The 21,735-nt window shown below is 31.0% G+C and carries 18 protein-coding genes, 1 other RNA gene, 2 riboswitches and 1 other annotated feature; of the genes, 4 read left to right on the top strand and 15 right to left on the bottom strand.

Translation table 11 applies throughout. The features are described from left to right. The first annotated feature begins 68 nt into the window (after positions 1 to 68). The gene (locus G594_RS0116785) at positions 69 to 695 is read left to right on the top strand and encodes a tetratricopeptide repeat protein (RefSeq protein ID WP_027099608.1); all 627 of its coding nucleotides are present in this window, start codon (positions 69 to 71) and stop codon (positions 693 to 695) included. Between the two features lie 87 nt (positions 696 to 782). Here G594_RS0116785 and G594_RS0116780 read toward each other — a convergent pair whose 3' ends face one another. From G594_RS0116780 to leuA, 3 genes are all read right to left on the bottom strand, one after another. Further along, the gene (locus G594_RS0116780) at positions 783 to 1,721 is read right to left on the bottom strand and encodes a glycoside hydrolase family 73 protein (protein WP_051196069.1); all 939 of its coding nucleotides are present in this window, start codon (positions 1,719 to 1,721) and stop codon (positions 783 to 785) included. 272 nt (positions 1,722 to 1,993) lie between these two features. Beyond that, entirely contained in the window at positions 1,994 to 3,367 is a 1,374-nt protein-coding gene (locus G594_RS0116775) for an alanine/glycine:cation symporter family protein (RefSeq protein WP_027099606.1), read from the bottom strand. 82 nt (positions 3,368 to 3,449) lie between these two features. Further along, positions 3,450 to 3,525: riboswitch (glycine riboswitch) on the bottom strand. Between the two features lie 2 nt (positions 3,526 to 3,527). Then, positions 3,528 to 3,609: riboswitch (glycine riboswitch) on the bottom strand. A gap of 137 nt (positions 3,610 to 3,746) precedes the next feature. Next, positions 3,747 to 5,399, bottom strand: a complete 1,653-nt coding sequence (gene leuA / locus G594_RS0116770) for a 2-isopropylmalate synthase (protein WP_027099605.1) — start codon at positions 5,397 to 5,399, stop codon at positions 3,747 to 3,749. A gap of 172 nt (positions 5,400 to 5,571) precedes the next feature. After that, positions 5,572 to 5,763 (bottom strand) — a binding site (T-box leader). A 156-nt stretch (positions 5,764 to 5,919) separates the two neighbouring features. Between leuA and G594_RS0116765 the strand changes: the two genes are divergently transcribed. Then, on the top strand, positions 5,920 to 6,708 hold the full coding sequence (locus tag G594_RS0116765) for an HAD family hydrolase (RefSeq protein ID WP_027099604.1): 789 nt from the start codon (positions 5,920 to 5,922) through the stop codon (positions 6,706 to 6,708). 24 nt (positions 6,709 to 6,732) lie between these two features. On the opposite strand, the gene G594_RS0116760 is transcribed toward G594_RS0116765, so the two are convergent. Continuing rightward, the gene (locus G594_RS0116760; protein WP_027099603.1) at positions 6,733 to 7,689 is read right to left on the bottom strand and encodes a D-2-hydroxyacid dehydrogenase; all 957 of its coding nucleotides are present in this window, start codon (positions 7,687 to 7,689) and stop codon (positions 6,733 to 6,735) included. Between the two features lie 109 nt (positions 7,690 to 7,798). On the opposite strand from G594_RS0116760, the gene G594_RS0116755 reads away from it, so the two are divergent. Then, positions 7,799 to 8,656, top strand: coding sequence for a 50S ribosomal protein L11 methyltransferase (locus tag G594_RS0116755; protein WP_027099602.1), 858 nt, complete (start codon positions 7,799 to 7,801; stop codon positions 8,654 to 8,656). 100 nt (positions 8,657 to 8,756) lie between these two features. Here the strand turns inward: G594_RS0116755 and G594_RS0116750 are convergent, their stop codons facing one another. The 8 genes from G594_RS0116750 to G594_RS0116715 all read right to left on the bottom strand — a co-directional run bounded on the left by G594_RS0116750 (position 8,757) and on the right by G594_RS0116715 (position 16,264). Then, positions 8,757 to 9,113: a hypothetical protein gene (locus tag G594_RS0116750; RefSeq protein WP_027099601.1), complete on the bottom strand. Its 357-nt coding sequence runs from the start codon at positions 9,111 to 9,113 to the stop codon at positions 8,757 to 8,759. A 178-nt stretch (positions 9,114 to 9,291) separates the two neighbouring features. Then, the gene (locus tag G594_RS0116745) at positions 9,292 to 9,504 is read right to left on the bottom strand and encodes a hypothetical protein (protein WP_027099600.1); all 213 of its coding nucleotides are present in this window, start codon (positions 9,502 to 9,504) and stop codon (positions 9,292 to 9,294) included. Positions 9,505 to 9,888: 384 nt separating this feature from the next. Beyond that, positions 9,889 to 10,233, bottom strand: an RNA gene (gene rnpB / locus G594_RS19805) — RNase P RNA component class A. 357 nt (positions 10,234 to 10,590) lie between these two features. Then, positions 10,591 to 11,385, bottom strand: coding sequence for a Nif3-like dinuclear metal center hexameric protein (locus tag G594_RS0116735; protein ID WP_027099598.1), 795 nt, complete (start codon positions 11,383 to 11,385; stop codon positions 10,591 to 10,593). Beyond that, a complete protein-coding gene (locus G594_RS0116730) occupies positions 11,386 to 12,081 on the bottom strand; it encodes a tRNA (adenine(22)-N(1))-methyltransferase (protein WP_027099597.1) in 696 nt (231 codons plus the stop codon). An 88-nt stretch (positions 12,082 to 12,169) separates the two neighbouring features. Next, the gene (gene rpoD / locus G594_RS0116725) at positions 12,170 to 13,303 is read right to left on the bottom strand and encodes an RNA polymerase sigma factor RpoD (RefSeq protein ID WP_027099596.1); all 1,134 of its coding nucleotides are present in this window, start codon (positions 13,301 to 13,303) and stop codon (positions 12,170 to 12,172) included. Further along, complete coding sequence (gene dnaG, locus G594_RS0116720) at positions 13,287 to 15,083, bottom strand: DNA primase (RefSeq protein WP_027099595.1); 1,797 nt, start codon at positions 15,081 to 15,083, stop codon at positions 13,287 to 13,289. The genes rpoD and dnaG overlap by 17 nt, the downstream gene beginning before the upstream one ends. A 146-nt stretch (positions 15,084 to 15,229) precedes the next feature. Further along, positions 15,230 to 16,264: a deoxyguanosinetriphosphate triphosphohydrolase gene (locus G594_RS0116715; protein ID WP_027099594.1), complete on the bottom strand. Its 1,035-nt coding sequence runs from the start codon at positions 16,262 to 16,264 to the stop codon at positions 15,230 to 15,232. A gap of 187 nt (positions 16,265 to 16,451) precedes the next feature. On the opposite strand from G594_RS0116715, the gene G594_RS0116710 reads away from it, so the two are divergent. After that, on the top strand, positions 16,452 to 17,525 hold the full coding sequence (locus G594_RS0116710; RefSeq protein WP_027099593.1) for a CotS family spore coat protein: 1,074 nt from the start codon (positions 16,452 to 16,454) through the stop codon (positions 17,523 to 17,525). A gap of 55 nt (positions 17,526 to 17,580) precedes the next feature. On the opposite strand, the gene ppdK is transcribed toward G594_RS0116710, so the two are convergent. The 3 genes from ppdK to G594_RS0116695 form a co-directional block, all read right to left on the bottom strand. Next, entirely contained in the window at positions 17,581 to 20,208 is a 2,628-nt protein-coding gene (gene ppdK / locus G594_RS0116705; RefSeq protein WP_027099592.1) for a pyruvate, phosphate dikinase, read from the bottom strand. A gap of 76 nt (positions 20,209 to 20,284) precedes the next feature. After that, positions 20,285 to 20,920, bottom strand: a complete 636-nt coding sequence (gene ccpN, locus G594_RS0116700; protein WP_027099591.1) for a transcriptional regulator CcpN — start codon at positions 20,918 to 20,920, stop codon at positions 20,285 to 20,287. A 191-nt stretch (positions 20,921 to 21,111) separates the two neighbouring features. Beyond that, positions 21,112 to 21,729: a DUF4342 domain-containing protein gene (locus G594_RS0116695; protein WP_027099590.1), complete on the bottom strand. Its 618-nt coding sequence runs from the start codon at positions 21,727 to 21,729 to the stop codon at positions 21,112 to 21,114. Positions 21,730 to 21,735 lie beyond the last annotated feature (6 nt).

Genomic DNA, 21,735 nt, shown 5'->3' with positions numbered 1-21,735 from the left:
TTTTACTTTTATTACCTTTTATTAGGTGATATAATAATATTATGGTAATCATAGAAAGGGGAATGCATATGAAAGAAGTTGTAGTTTTAACAAAGCTAGCTGAAGATGCTATAAAAAAGAATGAGTTAAAATTGGCTAAGATTGCCCTTGTAAAAGCGATCAAACTTAACCCAACTTCAGCTCCATCTTATATGCTTTTAGGTAATACCTACTATTTATTAGGGGACAAGCTTAATTCTATCAAGTGTTATCTAGCAGCTATACATATACAAATAAGCACTTTTACAAAAATGCAAACTGCTACCTTTTCTACTATGTTAAATATTAAGTTTGACAATGCCCCAGAAGAAATAAGAGAATTGCTACCTTGCAAAGAAGGTATGATTATATACGAGGACTCGAGCATCCCTAGTCATATAGCACATTCATTTTTTGATATAGATCCTGTTGATAAATTAGACCCTATAGTAAAAGAGTGTTCAAAGATATATAAAAAGCATTTGCTAACTAGAAAATCTATTAAAGAAATAACCTCAACTAGTAACATATGTTATGAAGATTATTTAAATTTTGATGAGAGTCACTATATAGTTTTAGGAAGAGAATTCTTAATAGATCATTTAGACTGGGATAACATTGATTCAAAAGAAGTTTTAAAATTATACTTTTCTAATAAAAATAAGCTAAGTCTATAATTACCTTTTGGTATTTATGAAATTGTACCTTTTGTTTCTTTTAAAAAAACCCCATGTATTAAATACTGGGGTTTTTTCATCCTTCTTTTATTCGTTTTTAACTGCCTCATTATCAATAATCATTAAATTATTATCCTTAATTAGCTCTATTAATAAATCTGCATAAATAGCCTCTCCTTTAGAGTTCTTTTTAGTGCTATATCCCGCATCCTCTAAAGCTTGTGCTTGCTCAATATAGTTCTTCCCATCAAATAATCCATGTTTTCTATATCTACCATTTACATTTAAAAAATTTCCAAAGTCATTAACAGACTCTTCTAAGGAATCATACGCCCTGAAATTAGCTTTTATAGTATCATTATAATTTTCTTTAGTTGAGAAAGTAGCTATTTTCCCATTCCACCCTACACTTGCTTTTATCCCAAAATAATTATTGTACTTAGCAGATAATTCAGATTTACCCCAGTTTGATTCTAATATAGCTTGGCTAATAGTTACTGATGGCAAAACTCCACTTTTCTTATAATTATCTATACTTATTTTTTTCATATTCTCTATTAACTTGTCCTTTTCTTTGTCAGAGTCTCCCCTAATATTTCTCAAACTAACTTCACTTAATTTTTTTAAATTTTTTTCTGCCTTTTTTCTCTCTTTATCTGTAAAGCTTTGTCCTTCTATAACCTTCTCAAAATCCTTTATGTTATTATTCTCATCATAAAACCACTTACAAATTTCCTCTATCTTCTTTTTATTTATATTATTAAAATCTATGTTTTTAATTCCATCTATAGCAGCTACTTCTTTCCAGTTTAATTGCTTTCTCCATCCGCTAAAACTATCTACGTACTCTATATAATTATTTATACTTTCTGAAGATATAAATTCTTTCTTACTACTAAATATATATTTTAATCCCATAAAGAATGTAACTAACAAAATAAAAGCAAACACTCTTCTTATTAAAAACTTATACTTATTTCTATTTATTTTTCTTCGTTTGTATACTTTCCTTCTTCTTTTAACCATCTTACCACCTATTTATTATGTACTATTATTATACTAACATAGGTTTCTTATTTATTTCTTTATTATTTATTAATTTTACTATAATACAAAATAAAGTGGAGGAAATTTATTTTTCTTGCTCCAAGCACATCCAAACAAATATCCCCTCCACTCCTACTAAAGGTAAGGAAATTATAAAATTATTATTCTTGACTTTATATTTTATAATACAGAAACATAATAATACATTTGATTTATAACTAATTAAAATTTTATACCTTCCTAGATTTTCATTACGCCGGCAATGCCACTTCTTCTTTTAACTGTTGAAAATAATCTTCTGTTTCTTTTATAACAACTTTTCTTAATCCAATTAATCCTATTAAATTAGGAAAAGCCATCATTCCATTAACTATATCTGCTATTATAAATATTAAATCTAATGATAAAAATGGCCCTACTGCTACAAGTGCTATAAATATCATTCTATATGGCAATATTGATTTAACACCTAATAAATACTCAGCACATCTTTCACCATAGTAATTCCACCCTAAAATTGTTGTAAATGCAAAGAATATTAATCCTATATTTACAATATACTTACCTATTACAGCAAAAGGTAATCCAGCTTCAAAAGCTGCTGTTGTTAAAGCTGCTCCTTCTAAGGGACTTGAATATGCTCCAGTTAAAACTATTGCAAGCCCAGTCATAGTACATATAACTATAGTATCAAAGAAAGTACCTGTCATTGATATTAACCCTTGTCTCACTGGGGACTTAGTTTTAGCTGCTGCTGCTGCAATAGGTGCACTTCCAAGACCTGCTTCATTTGAAAATACTCCTCTACCTACCCCTCTTTGTAATGCTATTTGAACTGTTATACCTGCTGCTCCCCCTAATGCTGCTTGAGGATTAAATGCACTTCTTATAATAATTGATACTGCTCCTGGTATAGAACTATAATTACAAATTAATACTAACACTGCTCCCAAAATATATATTCCAGCCATAAAAGGAACAACCTTTTCTGATACCCTAGATATCCTTTTTATTCCACCTAAAGTAACCAATGCTACTAATACTGTAACTATTATAGCTGTAAGTATTAAAGGAACTTTAAATGTTATTGATGCTGCGTCAGAAATTGATTTTACTTGTCCAAATGTTCCAATACCAAAAAAAGCAACACCAATTCCTAAAACTGCAAATATTTTTGCTAACCATTTTAGCCCCAGTCCATTTTGTATATAATACATTGGACCTCCTGCCATATTACCATTTTCATCTACTTCTCTATATTTAATAGCTAATACTCCTTCAGCATACTTAGTTGCCATACCAAAGAAAGCTGCTATCCACATCCAAAATAAAGCCCCTGGACCTCCTGCTTTTACAGCTGTAGCTACACCTACAATATTACCTGTACCTATTGTAGCTGATAATGCTGTACATAAAGCCCCAAAGCTTGATACATCCCCTTCTGCCCCTTCATCATTTTCTTCTTCATCTTTTCCAAATACGTATTTTAAAGCTAATGGTAATTTGAATATTTGAAGTAGCTTTAACCTTAAGGTTAAATATACCCCTGTACCTACTAGTAAAATTAGTAATGGTGGCCCCCATATGAAGTCACTAACGTTTTGTAATAAATCTTTTAATTGCATAAAAAAATCCTCCCTAAATTATAATTTACTGGAGGAGAGTATGATAAATTGCATCACAAAAAAACATGATACAATCTCATATCCCCTGTCCTTTTACCTGAGAGTTTCAGCTATCTTAGCCTTGCTCCTTCGGTGCTCTTCTAGAGTCTCTCCAGAGGCTCGTCCAATAGCGGTCCTATAACCTGAAAGATTTTCCCTCTTCGGTGGACAAAATAAGTTTGTCGCTCTCCCACTATCTTCATCCGAACTTTAATATTTTATTTTATGAACTTATTATATATTAATTTGCCATATGTTGCAAGTATATAAAATACATTTGTCCTTTCATCATAGACTGCATTAATAAATAAACGCTACTTAAAAAGTAGCGTTTTATTTATTACTTATAAAGTCTATTTATAGCACTGAATACAGCTTTCATTGAAGCAGTTGTAATATTAGAATCTACACCAACACCAAAGGTTTCTTCTCCATTATCAATTCTCTTCATATTTACATAAGCAGCAGCCTTTGCTTCTGACCCTTCTCCCATTGAATGCTCTGCATAATCTAAAATACTTGTGTTTATTAATTCAGATTTAATTAAGGCTTTTTTCAATGAATCTATTGGTCCATTTCCAACAGAAGTAAACTCTTTTTCTACACCCTTATATAAGAACCTAACAGTTACATTAGAATTAGAATCCTCTTCCGACACAGAACATTTAATTAATTTGAAAGGCTCCTCTCTATTTAAGTATTCCTCTTCAAATTTTTGCATTATTACTTGTGGAGCCACTTCTCCTCTTTCTTCTGATATTTTTTGAATTACATCAGCAAATTCTTTATGCATCTTCTTTGGCATCTTATACCCAAAGTATCTATCCATAACAAATGCTATTCCGCCCTTACCAGATTGACTATTAATCCTTACTAAAGCTTCATATTCTCTTCCTAAATCACTTGGATCAATTGGAAGATAAGGCACCTCCCAATATTGACCTTCTCTTTCCCTATACTTTGCCATCCCTTTATTTATAGCATCTTGATGAGATCCTGAGAAAGCCGTGAAAACTAGTTCTCCTGCATAGGGATGCCTTATATGAACTGGTATTTTGCAACATCTTTCATATACATCTATAACTTCTTGAATATTATTTAATTCTAGCTTAGGATCCACCCCTTGAGAATACATGTTAAGAGCAATATTAACTATATCAACGTTACCTGTTCTTTCTCCATTACCAAACAGAGTACCTTCAACCCTATCAGCCCCTGCTAGTAAAGCTAATTCAGCAGCTGCTACACCAGTCCCCCTATCATTATGAGGATGTACACTTACTATCACACGTTCCCTATCTTTAAAATGAGTACACATCCACTCTATTTGATCTGCAAAAACATTTGGAGTATCCATTTCAACTGTAGATGGTAAATTAATTATAACTTTTTTATCTTTTGATGCTTCCCATACATCACAAACAGCTTCACAAACCTCTAATGCATATTCTACCTCTGTTCCTGTAAAACTCTCTGGAGAATATTCTAGAATCACTTCCCCATTAAACTCTTTAACATATTCTTTTACTAACTTTGTTCCTTCTACAGCTATATTTTTTATCTCCTCTTTACTCATATTAAAGACGACATCTCTTTGAAGTATAGAAGTTGAATTATAAATATGAACAACAGCCTTTTTCACCCCTTCTAAGGCTTCAAAAGTTCTTTTAATTAAGTGAGGTCTTGCTTGTGTTAATACTTGTACAACAACGTCATCTGGAATTAAATTATTATTAACAAGTGTTCTTAAGAAATCAAATTCTATTTGTGATGCAGAAGGAAAACCTATTTCAATTTCCTTAAACCCCAATTTAGTTAAAAGGTTAAACATTTCAACCTTCTCATCTACTGTCATAGGACTTATCAAAGCCTGATTACCATCTCTTAAATCTACAGAACACCATATAGGTGCCTTTGTAACCTCTTTATTTGGCCAAGTTCTTTCCTTAAAATTAATAGTTTTAAATCTCTTATATTTATTTACATTTAACATGTTTTAAGCCCCCTTTATTAATACTTATTGCTTTTATAAAACCTATATAAAATCACAGCGATTCAATTACCCCTTTAAGCTTTAAAATCACAATAATTATTTTCTCTACTAAACTATTAACCCCATCCAATTTCACCTCTCATATAATATTAAAACCGCGTAAATTACTCCTTATTGGAGCGATTTACGCGGTACCATCCAAAATTATACTTACTTAAAATAACGGTAGATATACCGATAAGATTTAAATTAAACCTTACAACTCATGAGCAAGTTCAAAAGTTATTCCTACGAGTTTCCCAGCAAAGCACTCGCTCTCTAAAAAGAATCTTTTCTTTCTACTACTCTCAATCAACGTTTTTCTAATTATTAACTTATTTGTAATATTACTATATTATTGATTATATGTCAATATTTCCATTTGTTTCTTGTTAGTGTATTTATTTTTCCAACTCTTTTACTATGGTATAATAACTTATGAAATACTAATGAAAATTATTCAACGAAAAGGGTGGACTATATGATAAAGTTAATTGCAACAGATATGGATGGAACACTATTAGATGAACATGGGAAGCTACCATCGAACTTTTTTGAAGTATTAGAAAAACTAAATAATAAAAACGTTAAATTTGTAGTAGCTAGTGGAAGACCTTACCCTACTTTATACGAAAACTTCAAGCCTTATTCAGATCACATTTATTATATTTGTGACAATGGTGCTTATGTAGTTGAAGATAAAGGTAAGTCTTGCATAGATATTATAAAGAAAGACTTTGTAACAGCTATTATAAAAGCTTGTGAAGATATAGAAAACATAGAGTTAATTTTATGTGGTACAAAAGGTGCATATCATAAACCATGTAGTGATGATTTCTTAAAAGAGATTGATAAATACTATATAAAGAAGTATGTAGTAGAAGACTTATATTCTATTGATGATGATATTTTTAAAATTACACTATGCGACCTCTCAGGAGCATCTAATAATTCCAATAAAGTTTTAAATCCTCTATTTGGAGATGAATTTATGGTTGTGGTTGCCGGTGAAATATGGCTTGATATTATGAATAAGAATGTTAATAAAGGAGCTGCCTTAGAAAAAATTCAAAATGATGAAAATATTTCTTATGAGGAAACTATGGTTTTTGGCGACTTCTACAATGATATAGAAATGCTTGGTAAGGCTAAATTTAGTTTTGTTATGGAAAATGCAAATGAAGATATGAAACAATACGGTAACTATATAGCAAAAAGCAATAGAAATTATGGAGTAATTAAAGCAATTGAAGAATATGTATTAAAATAAGCCTAGTAACCCTAGGCTTATTTTTTAAACTATTCTATTTCTAGCTTCTCCTCTATAAAAAGCATGTATATTCTCTATTAAATCCTTAAATAATCTTTCTCTAGCTTCAATACTAGCCCATGCAATATGTGGAGTTAACACTAATCTATCTTTATTTTTAACCTTTAAAAATGGGTTATCTGCTGGCATAGGTTCTACCATAAATACATCCAAGGCAGCACCAGCTATAAGTTCTTCATCAATAGCTTTAGCTAAATCTTCATCAACAACTATAGGTCCTCTTCCCATATTAATCAGTACAGCATCCTTTTTCATTTTGCTTATATTTTTATAATTAAATAAGCTTTGAGTATTCTCATTTAAAGGAGCATGAATTGATATAATATCACATTCTTTTAATAACTCATCTAGTTCTACTCTTCTATAATCTGAACTGTTATTTTTTCCTGATGTTGAATAGTATACCACTTCACAACCAAAGGCATCTGCAATATGAGCTACCTTTCTTCCTATAGCTCCTAACCCTACTATTCCCCATCTCTTACCTTCTATATCATTGTAAGGCTTATCTAAATTAGTAAATAAGCCTGATGATGAATACGCTCCACTCTTAACAAAATTATCATAATAAGAAATCTTGTCATATAAATGCAATAATGTTGCAAATGTATGCTGAGCTACAGTTGGTGTAGAATATCCTGCAACATTAGTCACTGCAATATTTCTCTCCTTAGCATACTCTATATCAATATTATTAAATCCTGTAGCCATTTCACAAATTAATTCTAATTTACTTGCATCTTTTAAATTTTCTCTATTTAATACAACTTTATTAGTTAGTACTATTGCTGCATCCTTTACTCTATCAACTACTTCATCAGCATTTGTTTTATCAAAGTATACTAATTCACCAAATTCTTTTAACTTATCAAAATCAACATTTCCTAAAGTGATTCCATCTAAAACAACTATTTTTTTCACGACTATCCCTCCTTAAATCCTAATAATAATTTTATCATATTCTCTCACACTTTACATAATTCATTTCTTGTAATAAGATGATATTAGCTTAAAAGAGAGGAGATTTTCTATGTTTATTATTTGTTATAATATGCCTTTAAATAAAGTAGATGAAAAGATCGAAATACTACAAATAAATGAAATCTATAACGCATTTTATGAAAGTCCATTAGAAATAACTACTGATGAAAATGGATATGGATATATAGAAAAAGAAGATGAATTAACTACATTAAAAGTTGCCTTTGATGGAGAAGAGGAAGACTTAGAAGGTTTTAAAGACAAGGTTTCTCATTTGATTAATGAAACACCTATTAATGTATATGAAGAAAACTATAATTATAATGATTTTTCTTTACCTGCTATAAATATAGATGAGAACTGGGTTCTTGCTTCTCCTGATGAAGAAATAGAAGGTAAAAACAAAATAAATTTTATTTCTCAAGGAGCTTTTGGTACTGGTCTACATGAAACTACTCAAGATCTTCTTAGAGTAATTCTATCCAAAGACTTTTCTAATAAAAAAGTATTAGATATAGGAACTGGATCTGGTATACTATCCATTGCAACAGCAATTAAAGGAGCTAGTGAAGTAGTTGCTTTAGATATTAGAGATGTAAAGGATGAAGTGGAACTAAACGCTTCTTTAAACGGCTTAAATAATATAAAGGTTTTTGTTGGAGATGCTCTTTCTAATGAGGTTAACATTGAAGGAGAATTTGACTGGATATATATAAACATTGGTGGAGAAGAAACTCATATGTTTATGAACTTTATTAAAGCTCATTTAAAGGACAATGGAACCCTTCTTGTTTCCGGCCTAGTTGAATGGAGCTTTGATAACATCAAATCTATGGTAGAGTGTAATGGATTTAATATGATAGAAAAGCATCAAAGCAACGAATGGGTAACAGCTATTTTTAACTAAAAAGGTTGTTCCGTTACAAGCTCCAAGTCACAGAAAATATAACTGATCTATACATAAAAAATTAATGGTGAAGGATAAATTTTATCCCTCACCATTTTTACTATTCATTATAAGCTTGTCTATTTTTCTTTTTCTTCTTATTATTAACTTTTTTCCCACTTCTTTCTTCAAGCCTTCTTCTTCTCTCTTCTAATTCCCTTTGCTTTTCAGCTTCAATCCTTGCATCCTTTTTATCCATTTGCTTTACAATTGCAAAACACATAAAATAAAGAGCTACAAATAATATTGCTGCACTAATACCAGATGTTATTATTGCATCTTTTACTGAAGTCCCCATTAAATTTTTATAAGTAACTGAAGTAGCAAAAATTAAGAAGGCTACAATACCACTATATTTTACTGCATTAAGTTTACTTAACCTAATATCTGTAACAAATTTTCTAACTAATTTAACCATTCCCCCACCTCATTAATTAAAAGTATAATTATTTAATTATTATATCATATTATGTATACATTTTCATTAATATAGGATAAAAAAGTAATAGAGGTTAACCTAGTATATATCATTGTAGATTAAAGTTTTTTCTATTGCTACAAAAATAAAGACTAGAATACTAACTATATCCTAGCCTTTAACATAATAGATTATTTTCTTTACTTAACACTTCAGCTCTTACTCTAAGTAACTCTTTTAACTCTTCTATATCTTCTAGTGTAGCTTTATTCCTTATAAAGCACCTTGCACTAGTTCTATTTTTCAAATAATTTGCATGCTCTCTATTTTTTTCTCTCCATCTTTTATCTGCATTCCTTTGTGCTTCACTTGTTTTTCTGTTGTTTCTCATTTAACCCTCCCAAATTTAATAAAAGTATTAATTATTATCCCAATACAAACGAAATTTCTTTATTTTTTAATTTTTATAAAATATTATTATATAAATATTAAATCAGGTCAATATTATTCATATTTCTTTAACACTTCTTTAACAAAAAAGAAAAAACAATAAATACAAACAATATCTTAAAGCATATCAACTAAAACCCACTTACTTCAATTAATACTAGAAACACTATAAAATTCATTATTTCAGTCAATCCATATTACTAAAAAAGAAATAGAGATGTAACCAATAAGATTACACCTCTATTACAAAGCTTATAAATATAATAAGGGAAACTGCAAGTGAAAAATTTAATTTCTTCCCTTCAAACCCTTGAAATCTCTTTTTTTTGCGAGATAAGCCATAAGCGGGGTTCTGTCTTAAGCAATCATCTATCTAGGCTTACTGTTGCCAGTAAACTCAAGCGACACACCCAGAGGCGGGACGGGCAACCCCTTAAATGCCTCTCTATTCGGTCTTGCTCCAGGTGGGGTTTACATAGCCGTGATGTCTCCACCACGCTGGTGAGCTCTTACCTCGCCTTTCCACCCTTACCTATAAAAATAGGCGGTATATCTCTGTTGCACTTTCCTTCAAGTCACCTTGACTGGACGTTATCCAGCACCCTGCCCTACGGAGCCCCGACTTTCCTCTCCTAGTTCAAAGACTAGCAGCGATTGCATGTCTCACTCGCAAAGACTATAATATCATACTCCTTATACTTTTACAAGTTGAACCTTTTTACAATTATGGAACAAATATAAATAATAGAACTAAAAGAATTATTACAATTAGACCATATAATCCAACTCCACAAAGAAGTAATGTAGCCAAAAGTCCACATAATATAATAAACTTAAAAGGGCTACAAAAATAAAATATTGGCCAGCTTCTCCATCCTCTAGAACTTCTATTCATTCCACTTTGAAAATTTTCCCTAATATTTTTAAAAGCCTTTTTAAAATCTTTTTGTGTACTAATAATAGTTCCTCCTCAAAATTGATGAGTTCTACTATTTATATATGTTTATAACTCAAAAAAATACTTATTTTATACATATTCATAAGGGTCTTTACTGCACTTAGAGTGAATGAATTCAATAGTACTAAATCTCTCTTCTATCTTTTTCATCACCTTTAAAAACACTATCCATTCTGTAGGAAAATGTCCTGGGTCTATAATTGACACTCCCATTTCTTTATAATCAGAAGCAAAATGATATGACGTATCACCAGTTATTATACAATCTGCTCCCATTCCTATAGCTTTTCCAAAAAAGTCTTGACCACTTCCATTTATTATAGCTATATTTTTCACATTTTCTTTTCCTACTACAACTCTTAAACTGCTTATCCCAAGCTTCTCTTTAACTATATTTATAAGATTGTTTAATTCTATTTCACTATCTAAGTAAACAACCCTACCTAATCCACATTCTTCAAATCCTCTAACCTTTGAGGACTCAATAAGTTTCCCCTGAGAAAAACCTAATACCTTAACAATTTCTTCATTTATACCATCCTTAGTAGAATCTAAATTAGTATGACTTGAATATAAAGATATATCGTTCTTTATAAGTTCTATTATCTTCCATCCTTGAAGATCATCATTTACAATTCTGCTTGGTTTTCTAAATATTAGTGGATGATGAGTTATAATAAGGTCTACCCCTTCCCTTTTTCCCTCTTCAATAACATCTTTAGTACAATCTAACGCTAATAGGACTTTTTTAACTTCCTTATCTTTAGATCCAACCATAAGTCCTACATTATCAAAGTCTTCTTTTAAGAATATTGGTGCTAACTTCTCCATTTCTCTTGATATATCTTTTACTGTTATGGTCATTTATTTCACCTCTTCAATAAATCTTTTTATTTCATTTAATTTATCTTGGACTTCTTTTTTTCTTCTTATTGCACTTTCACTATCTTCTTTTATAAAGCTTACTATTCTATTATATTTTTCTTCTTTTTCTTTTAAATACCCTATCATTAAAGGGTGCTTATCTTTTAATAGTACAGGTGAAAACTCATAATATATAGGGTCTAACTTCATATTTTCCTTACTATTTTTCCTTACTTTAAATAGTTCATAGTAAATTCCCTCATCAAAACATAAATCTTCTTCTAAAATCTCATATCCGTTATTATACAAGTATTCTCTAAGAACTTCTGGATTTTGAGCTGGTTGTAATATTAAAAATTTATAGAAAGGTAACTTTCTTTTATCATGCTCTAGTATATCTCTAATTAGGTTTCCTCCCATACCTGCAATTACAACACCTTCTACTTCTTTTATATCAACTGTTTGTAAGCCTCCTCCTAGCCTAACATCTATTTTTTTCGACAACCCTTCTAGAGCCACATTTAATTGTGCTTTTTTAACAGGATCCTTATTTATATCAGATGCTATAGCCTTATTACAAAGCCCTTTTTTCACTGCATATATTGGAATATATCCATGATCTGTACCAACATCTATAATACTTTCACATTTATCTATATGATTTGCTATAAACTCTAATCTTTTACTAATGTCCATGTTAAACCTCTTTCTAATAGCATATAAGTATATTTTACCCTAGGTACTAAAAAACATCTGTTTTTCAACAGATGTTTTTTAGTATATATTAATCTAAATAATCCTTAAGCTTTTTACTTCTTGATGGGTGTCTAAGCTTTCTTAAAGCTTTAGCTTCTATCTGTCTTATTCTTTCTCTTGTTACATTGAACTCTTTACCTACTTCTTCAAGAGTTCTTGCTCTACCATCATCAAGACCAAATCTTAGTCTTAATACTTTTTCTTCTCTTGGAGTTAAAGTATCTAGAACATTTATTAATTGTTCTTTTAGCATAGTAAATGCTGCAGCTTCTGCTGGTGCTGGAGCTTCATCATCAGGAATGAAATCACCTAAATGGCTATCTTCTTCTTCACCGATTGGAGTTTCTAAAGAAACTGGCTCTTGTGCTATTTTTTGAATTTCTCTTACCTTTTCAACTGGTAAATCCATAACCTTTGAAATCTCTTCTGGGAATGGATCTCTTCCTAACTCTTGAAGTAATTGTCTTTGTACTCTTATAAGCTTATTTATAGTTTCAACCATATGAACTGGTATTCTAATTGTTCTTGCTTGGTCTGCTATAGCTCTTGTAATCGCCTGTCTTATCCACCATGTAGCATATGTAGAGAATTTGAACCCTTTTCTATAATCAAACTTTTCAACGGCTTTAATAAGTCCTAAGTTACCTTCTTGAATAAGATCTAGGAATAACATACCTCTACCAACATATCTCTTAGCTATACTTACAACAAGTCTTAAGTTAGCTTCAGCTAGCTTCTTCTTAGCATATTGATCCCCTTGTTCAATTCTTAAAGCAAGTTCTATTTCTTCTTCTGAAGATAATAATGGCACCTTACCTATTTCTTTTAAGTACATTCTAACAGGGTCATCAATAGCAATACCTTCTGGTATTGAAAGATCTACTTCTTCTTCAACCTCTTCAACACCATTAATATCACCTATTACTTCTATCCCCATAGATTCAAGAACCTCATAAATCTTTTCTATTTGTTCTGGTCCTAAATCTATGTTCTCTATGTCATCCATAATTTCTTTATAAGTTAATGAACCATTCTTCTTACCTTTTTCTATTAAATTCTTAACAATGGCCATCTTGTCATTTCTATCTTTCTTATCATTACCAGTCTTTTTGCTTTTTGCTTTAGTTTCCTCTGCCATTTCTTTCTTACCTCCTTTCGCCATGACCAATAACCCCTTTCTCCCTCTTAAGCTCCTCATTTAATTTGTTGAGCTCTATTGCGAGTTTTATTGATTCTTCAATCTTTCCCTTTTGTTCCAAGTCTTTTTGCTCCTTTTTTAAACATTCAATTTTTGAAGTTAATTTAAATGTTTTTATCCTATTTATATAATCTCTAATTAGCTTTCTCTCATCACTAGCTTCTAATACCCTAAGTTCTTTAATTTTCACGAACTCTTTGGATGATTCCACATCATCACAACCACTTTCTACATATGCTAATATATTTTCAGCACCTTCTTCTTTCCCTTTAGAAATTAAAGAGAAGATTTTTTTATGAGCCCCTAAATTAAAATCATCACTAGAAATTTGTTTTACAATTTCTTCATAATAACCTTCCTTAAACATAAGTTTTATAAGACTTCTTTCAGCTTTTAAATAAGCAGGCTCTACATATAATTTTGTTCCAATTTCTTCCTTTTTATTCATAAAAGGCTCTTCTTTTCTGTTTTGTGCCATAGATAGCAAATCATAAAGAGATTGTTCCTTCAATCCAGTGTCCTCGGATATCTTTTTTATATAAACATCCTTTTCAACTGGATTCAAATCTGCTAGTATTTCTGTAACTCTCTCCCCATATTTAATTAAAGATTGTTCATTTTTAAAATCAATTCCCTCTTCTGCCCTTTTTAGACGATAGCCTATTAATGGTGTTGCAGAATTAATCAATTTTAAAAAAGCCTCTTTCCCATTTGATCTAATAAATTCATCAGGATCCTTACCCTGTGGTATTGTAAGTACTCTAACATCAAATCCTGCATTTCTTAAAATTTCTAACCCTCTAAGTGTTGCTGTTTGACCTGCAACATCAGCATCATATGAAATAATTACTTTGTCTGCATATCTCTTTAACAACCTTGCCTGATTAGTAGTCAATGCTGTTCCAAGTGATGCAACTACGTTAGTAATTCCATATTGATGTAGTGAAATACAATCCATATACCCTTCTACTATGATGAAGTATCTATCCTCCATCTTTTCTTTAATAGCAAAATTTAATCCATACAGATTAGTACCCTTTTGGAAAACTAAAGTTTCTGGTGAGTTTAAATACTTTGGTTTAGAATCATCTAACACTCTACCACCAAAGCCAATTACCCTTCCTTTTATATCAAAGACTGGGAACATAACTCTATTTCTAAACCTATCATAAAAGGTACCTTTCTTTTCGCTTTTAAGAACTAATCCTGCTTCTTGCAAAGCATCTTCTTTTAAGCCCATTTTCCTTAAATGATAAATCAAGCTATTCCAGCTATCTTTAGAATACCCTAATCCAAATTTTCTTATAGTGGATTCTTTTATTCCCCTATTTAAGAAATATTCTTTTGCTTTCTTATCTTGAGATAAGTTTTTAAAAAAGAATCTCCCTGCTTCAATATTTGCTTTGTAAAGCACTTCCTTCTTTTTTGTTATCTTACTAGGTTCTCCATCCCCTAAATCTAAAGGTATATTTGCCTTTTCGGCCAAATACTTTGCTGCTTCTAAAAAGTTTAAATTTTTTTGTTTCATGACAAAAGTAAAAACATTTCCTGCCTCTCCACATGAAAAGCATTTATATATCTGCTTATCTTGCGAAACCGAGAAAGATGGAGAATGGTCATTGTGAAATGGGCAAAGCCCCATATAATTACGTCCTGACCTCTTTAACCTAACGGTTTCTGAAACTATATCTACTATGTCATTTTCTTGTCTGATTCTTTCAATTAATTCCTCTGATATACGCAAGGAAGCTTTCCCCCTCCTTACAAAATTTTTTTCAACAATTTATATATTATTCGACACATTGCTTACTATTCCTTCTGATTTTAAAATTATTTTCTAACTTTTTGACTTACTTATCTTTCCTTAAATCTTAAAAAATATACTTAGCTTTAATATATTACCAGTTTAGGGACAAATATTTTATTAAACTGACTAAGACAATAATCATCACTCATCCCAGCAATATAATCTGCCACCCCTCTTTTAGCTCCCTCACATTCTGCAATATTTCTATACATCTCCGGCATTTCTTCTATATGTTCCATATAATGATTTATTAATTCATTTAGTATAAACTTCGCCTTATTTCGTTCTTCTTTAAGTTCCTCAGATAAATATATATTCTTAAACATAAATGCCCTAAGCTCTCTCATAGCTTCTTCAATTTCTTTACTTAACCCAACTGAGTTAACTCCTTTTTCCAAATTCTTATTTGATGTATTAATAAAATCTAACACCAATGTTTCAATTCTTTCAGAATGAGTTTTACCAAGGGTATTAAGTAATTCTTTTGGAATATCATTTTCCGACAACAAACCTGCTCTTATAGAGTCATCTATGTCATGATTTATATATGCTATCTTATCACTTACCTGAACAACTCTTCCCTCTAAGGTTGATGCTCCTTTATCATCAGATGCACTTCTTAAGCCACTATGATGCAGTATACCATCTATAACCTCTTTAGTAAGGTTTAACCCCTTACCTTCATTCTCTAACTTTGTTACTACTCTTACACTTTGTTCATTGTGTCTAAATCCATTTGGCAAAAACTCATTTAAAACTTCTTCCCCATTATGGGCAAATGCTACGTGCCCTAAATCATGCCCTAATGCAATTGCTTCTATTAAGGTTTCATTCAATCTAATTCCAGCCCCTATAGTTCTAGCAATCTGAGCAACCTCTAATGTATGGGTCAATCTTGTTCTATAATGATCTCCGAAGGTTTTTATATAAACTTGAGTCTTATGCTTCAAACGTCTAAATGATTTACAATGAATAATTCTATCACGATCCACCATAAAACAAGTTCTAACAACATCCTCACTCTCATCTTTTTCACGACCCAAGGACTTATCAGAAAAAGTTGCTTTTTCAATAAATGTCAACCTTTCAAAAGTCTCGATTTTTTCCCTTATGTCCATATAAAATCACCTCCTATATATCATTCTATATTTATCTCTTAAATCCTTTATTTATTACCTGTAAATATTATTTCTTATAAGTTTTTATAATATCCAGTATTTTTATATTTTTAAAAAAATATCATTAGTATATTTATAAAATCCAATTAATATGATAATAATGAGTAATTTTTAAAGGAGTGTCTTAATGAGTGATTTTGCAACCAACTTAGATGAATCTATTTTTTCAAATAATAATATAGCTCAAAATATACTTCCATATTATGATCTTAAATATGCTGATGTAAATATGGTAAAGTTTAAAGATACAGAAAAGCAAAGAGCAGTTTATAAAGTAGACGGAAAGCATGGTAGTTATTGCTTAAAGAAAGTATACTTTGCAGAAGACGAGCTACTTTATGTATATTCAGCTTTAGAATGGTTACATAGGCATAACATTAATGTTCCTAATCTTTTACCTACAATTAATAAGGGAAGATATGTAAAATATGATGATATGCTATTTATCCTAACTCCTTGGATTAATGGTGTGAAATGTGACTTTGATAATTTGAATCATGTTATTTCTTCAGCTGTTAAACTTGCTGAAATACACAAATCATCATTTAACTTTATACCAATCAAGGGAAGTGCTAACAGGGTAGGATTTGATAACATTTATGTATCTACCTCTAAACATTTTGAACAATTATTACAAACATCTAATTTAGCCTTTCAATGTAAAGATAAATTTTCTAGGGAGTTCTTAGAAAAGTTTGATAAAAATTTAGAGCTTGCAAAACTCTCCTTAGAAGTTTCATCTTTAATAGACGAAAAAGAACTAAGTAAATCACTATGTCATGGTGATTATGTTAATAAGAATATCATATTTGAAGAAGATGATTCTACTTGGATTATTGATTTTGATAAATGCAAGTATGATTATTGTGCTCATGATTTATCATACTTTTTAAGAAGACTCTTAAAAAGAGATAATACAAAATGGGATTTAGAGCTAGCAACTTCTATTATAAAGGCTTATAATTCTAATAATCACCTATCTCCATCTGATTTAAAGTATATTGTTTCATATATATGTTTTCCACAAAAGTACTGGAAAATTTCTAGAGATTATTATAAAAATATAAAGAAATGTAATAAAAATTCATTTTTCACATTATTACTTAAAGCAAATTCTAAAATTGATCATCATCTTGAATTCACCATGTCTATTATAAACAAAATGCAAGAAGCAGATTGGAATGCAGATAAATTAATATAATTCACTAAATAAATAAGAGGATGATTAAATCATCCTCTTATATTTTTAACACTTATTATCTTGGATTTTTAACTTGTGCTTGAGCTGCAGCTAATCTAGCTAATGGTACCCTAAATGGTGAACATGAAACATAGTTTAATCCAACATTATGGCAGAATTCTACTGATGATGGATCTCCACCATGTTCTCCGCAAATTCCAAGCTTAATATCAGGTCTTGTTGCTCTACCTTTTTCAGCAGCTATCTTAACTAATTGACCTACACCTGTTTGGTCTAACTTAGCAAATGGATCTTGTTCATAGATTTTCTTATCATAGTAAGAACCTAAGAACTTAGCAGCATCATCTCTTGAGAATCCAAATGTCATTTGAGTTAAATCATTTGTACCAAATGAGAAGAAATCTGCTTCCTTAGCTATTTCATCAGCTGTTAAAGCTGCTCTTGGAATTTCTATCATTGTACCAACATGGTATTCTATCTTAGTTCCTCTTTCCTCCATAACAGCTTCTGCAGTCTTAACAACTACATCCTTAACATATTTTAATTCCTTAATTTCTCCAACCAATGGAATCATTATTTCTGGAACTATATCATAACCTTTCTTTGCCTTAACATCCAAAGCTGCTTCAATTACAGCTCTTGTTTGCATTTCAGCAATTTCAGGATAAGATACTGCTAATCTACATCCTCTATGCCCCATCATTGGGTTGAATTCGTGTAAATCTTCAACAGTAGCCTTTAACTCTTCAAAAGTTAATCCCATTTCCTTTGCTAATTCAGCAATTTCTTCATCACTGTGAGGAACGAATTCATGTAGTGGTGGATCTAAGAATCTAATTGTTGCTGGCATTCCTTCTAATGCTTCATAGATTTCTGTGAAATCTTGTCTTTGCATTGGAAGAATCTTATCTAATGCCTTTCTTCTTTGTTCTTCGTTCTTTGCAACTATCATTTCTCTAACAGCCATAATTCTATCTTCAGCGAAGAACATATGCTCTGTTCTACATAATCCAATACCTTCTGCTCCAAATTCAACAGCTTGTATAGTATCTCTTGGAGTATCTGCATTAGTTCTAACCTTTAACTTTCTAATTTCATCTGCCCATCCCATAAATGTAGCAAAATGTCCAGTTATTTCAGGTGAAACAGTCTTAACAGCTTCAGCATAGATATTACCAGTAGAACCATCTATTGAAATATAATCATCTACTCCGTAAGTCTTATCTTCTATTGTAACAGTCTTAGCTTTTTCATCAACTTTAATTTCTCCACATCCTGCTACACAGCAAGTTCCCATACCTCTAGCAACAACTGCAGCATGAGAAGTCATACCACCTCTTACTGTTAATATACCTTCTGCAGCAATCATACCTTCAATATCTTCTGGAGAAGTTTCAAGTCTAACTAAAACAACCTTTTCTCCCTTTTCAGCTCTTTCCTTAGATTCGTCTGCAGTAAATGCTATCTTACCACAAGCTGCTCCTGGAGAAGCTGGAAGTCCTTTAGCAACTACATTTGCCTTCTTCAACTCTTCAACATCAAATGCTGGGTGAAGTAATGTATCTAATTGTTTTGGCTCAACCTTTAATATAGCTTCTTCCTTAGTTAAAGTACCATCCTCAACTAAATCAACAGCTATCTTTAAAGCAGCTTGAGCTGTTCTCTTACCATTTCTAGTTTGTAAAAAATATAACTTTCCTTCTTCAATAGTTATTTCCATGTCTTGCATATCTTTATAATGAGCTTCTAGTGTAGCAATTATATCTGTTAATTGCTTATAAATCACTGGATCTTGCTCTTCTAATTGAGATATTGGTTGAGGTGTTCTAATTCCTGCAACAACGTCTTCACCTTGTGCATTCATTAAGTACTCACCATATATTTTATTTTCACCAGTAGCAGGGTTTCTTGAGAATATAACACCTGTTCCTGAAGTTTCTCCCTTATTACCAAATACCATTTGTTGAACGTTAACTGCTGTTCCCCAATCACCAGGTATATCATTTAATCTTCTATATACTATAGCTCTTGGATTGTCCCATGATCTAAATACAGCAGTAATTGACTCAATTAATTGAACCTTTGGATCTTGTGGGAACTCTTCTCCCTTTTCTTTCTTATATAACTCTTTAAATTGAGCAACTAACTCCTTTAAATCATCTGCATTTAAATCTGTATCTAATTTTACCCCTCTTGCTTCCTTCATAGCGTCTAACTTATCTTCAAATAGTCTCTTTTCAATACCCATAACAACATCAGAGAACATTTGAATAAATCTTCTGTATGAATCATAAGCAAATCTTGGATTATTAGTCTTATTAGCTACAACCTCTACAGCTGAATCATTTAATCCTAAGTTTAATATTGTATCCATCATACCTGGCATAGATACTCTTGCACCAGATCTAACTGATACTAATAGCGGGTCTTCTTCGCTACCGAATTCTTTTCCGGCTACCTTCTCTAATTCCTTAATACTTGCATAAATTTGTTCCATTACCTCTGATGAAATAGTCTTTCCATCTTCATAATATTTGTTACAAGCCTCTGTTGTAACAGTAAATCCTGTTGGAACTGGAATTCCTAGTGTAGTCATTTCTGCTAAATTAGCTCCCTTACCCCCTAGTAAGTTCTTCATTGATGCATTTCCTTCACTAAAAAGGTAAACGTACTTTTTCTCCATCTCAATACTCCTCCGTTCAATACAATTTATCTATATACTAACGAAACCTTAAGCGTCCCGGTAGTTTCTTATTTATTTATTCGCCCTTACCCATTTGAACGAATAATCTGGTAATATTAGTTTTTGATACTTTACCTATAATTTTGTATTGTTCTTTACCCTGCTCTACTCTAACCTTTTCAACTATTGGTATGCTGTCTATTTCATGTTCTATTATTTTTTTTGCCATATCATATGCGCTATCTTCTGATGCTCCACATATAATATTAGGCATTCTTGTCATAATTACCCCTACAGGTACCTTATGTATATCAGTACCTCCAATTGCAATCTTTAAAAAGTCTTTTCTCGACACTGCACCTACAAGGTATCCATTATTTTCTACAAATACCGTGCCTATATCATTTAAGAATAGGTATACGATTGCATCATACACCATCATAGACTCATTAACTGTAGATGGTTTTGACATAATCTGACCTGCTTTTATATTACTTATATAATCTAATACCAAACTACTCTTAGGCTTATCTGAATAAATATATCCAACCTTTGGTCTAGCGTCTAATATTCCTATCATAGTTAAAATTGCAAGATCTGCTCTTAATGCTGCTCTTGTAACTCCTAGCTTCTCAGCTAAAGCTTCACTTGTAATAGGCTGTCCTTCTTTTACAAGCTTGATTATTTCCTCTTGCCTATCTGACAACTTCATTACAATCCCTCTTTCTGATTCAAAGGAATATATAGAGTCTTTTATGCCGACTTTTTATTTACAGTATAATTATACCACGTAATTATAGTTTGACTATACTTAATTTTCAGAAAAATCACATAAATTGTTCTAATATTCCTTATTTATCACTTATTTTTTTTAAACATATCTTATTTTCTATGTTTTTCTAATTATTTCTCTTCTTTTTCATCATCAAAATTAACTGTATAACTATAGACAGTTTCATCATCTTTATATACATTTTCCTTATAATGAGCATTATCGGAAGCCTCTTCTTTAACTTCTTTTATCTTACTTTTGATTTGGTCTGCAAATACTGAGGCCTTATCTTTAACTTCATTTGCAGCCTTTGCTACATATTTATTTACAACCTCTACAGAACCATCAACCTTAGTAATTTCTATAGTTAACTTAGTTGCTACTGCTGCAATTACCCCAAAAGCAAGAATTGGAGGAATTATTACTGCTATAACTGTTGCTGCTATACCTGCATTTACAGGAACATCAACTAATATAGTTTCATCCTTTTTCACTTTAATCCTTGAAACATTTCCCTTTTTTATAGTTTCCTTTAGCCATACCTTAAAGTCTTCTATTGTCTCACTATTATTTTCTTTGTAGGTATTATCTTCTGGATTTTTCATATTTGAATTTCCATTTTTACCTTCTATATAAATTATAGCTTCTAATACATCACCACCACAAATTTCCAGAGCTTCTTTTGCTTCTTTATAAGTGCTTCCAGTTCTCTCTTTTACTTGATCAACCTTTTCTAATGAAATTTCCATACTATT

The sequence above is a fragment of the Clostridium paraputrificum AGR2156 genome, from assembly GCF_000424025.1.
Taxonomy (GTDB): domain Bacteria; phylum Bacillota; class Clostridia; order Clostridiales; family Clostridiaceae; genus Clostridium; species Clostridium paraputrificum.
This window is presented reverse-complemented; position numbering and strand designations above follow the sequence as displayed.

Excerpts from the sequence above, each read along its gene's own strand:
- G594_RS0116775 (WP_027099606.1), bottom strand. The coding sequence starts at position 3,367 with ATGCAATTAAAAGATTTATTACAAAACGTTAGTGACTTCATATGGGGG.
- G594_RS0116785 (WP_027099608.1), top strand. The coding sequence starts at position 69 with ATGAAAGAAGTTGTAGTTTTAACAAAGCTAGCTGAAGATGCTATAAAA.
- G594_RS0116765 (WP_027099604.1), top strand. The coding sequence starts at position 5,920 with ATGATAAAGTTAATTGCAACAGATATGGATGGAACACTATTAGATGAA.
- G594_RS0116710 (WP_027099593.1), top strand. The coding sequence starts at position 16,452 with ATGAGTGATTTTGCAACCAACTTAGATGAATCTATTTTTTCAAATAAT.
- G594_RS0116750 (WP_027099601.1), bottom strand. The coding sequence starts at position 9,113 with ATGGTTAAATTAGTTAGAAAATTTGTTACAGATATTAGGTTAAGTAAA.
- G594_RS0116730 (WP_027099597.1), bottom strand. The coding sequence starts at position 12,081 with ATGGACATTAGTAAAAGATTAGAGTTTATAGCAAATCATATAGATAAA.
- G594_RS0116695 (WP_027099590.1), bottom strand. The coding sequence starts at position 21,729 with ATGGAAATTTCATTAGAAAAGGTTGATCAAGTAAAAGAGAGAACTGGA.
- G594_RS0116780 (WP_051196069.1), bottom strand. The coding sequence starts at position 1,721 with ATGGTTAAAAGAAGAAGGAAAGTATACAAACGAAGAAAAATAAATAGA.
- G594_RS0116745 (WP_027099600.1), bottom strand. The coding sequence starts at position 9,504 with ATGAGAAACAACAGAAAAACAAGTGAAGCACAAAGGAATGCAGATAAA.
- leuA (WP_027099605.1), bottom strand. The coding sequence starts at position 5,399 with ATGTTAAATGTAAATAAATATAAGAGATTTAAAACTATTAATTTTAAG.
- rpoD (WP_027099596.1), bottom strand. The coding sequence starts at position 13,303 with ATGGCGAAAGGAGGTAAGAAAGAAATGGCAGAGGAAACTAAAGCAAAA.
- G594_RS0116735 (WP_027099598.1), bottom strand. The coding sequence starts at position 11,385 with ATGACCATAACAGTAAAAGATATATCAAGAGAAATGGAGAAGTTAGCA.
- ccpN (WP_027099591.1), bottom strand. The coding sequence starts at position 20,920 with ATGAAGTTGTCAGATAGGCAAGAGGAAATAATCAAGCTTGTAAAAGAA.
- G594_RS0116715 (WP_027099594.1), bottom strand. The coding sequence starts at position 16,264 with ATGGACATAAGGGAAAAAATCGAGACTTTTGAAAGGTTGACATTTATT.
- G594_RS0116755 (WP_027099602.1), top strand. The coding sequence starts at position 7,799 with ATGTTTATTATTTGTTATAATATGCCTTTAAATAAAGTAGATGAAAAG.
- ppdK (WP_027099592.1), bottom strand. The coding sequence starts at position 20,208 with ATGGAGAAAAAGTACGTTTACCTTTTTAGTGAAGGAAATGCATCAATG.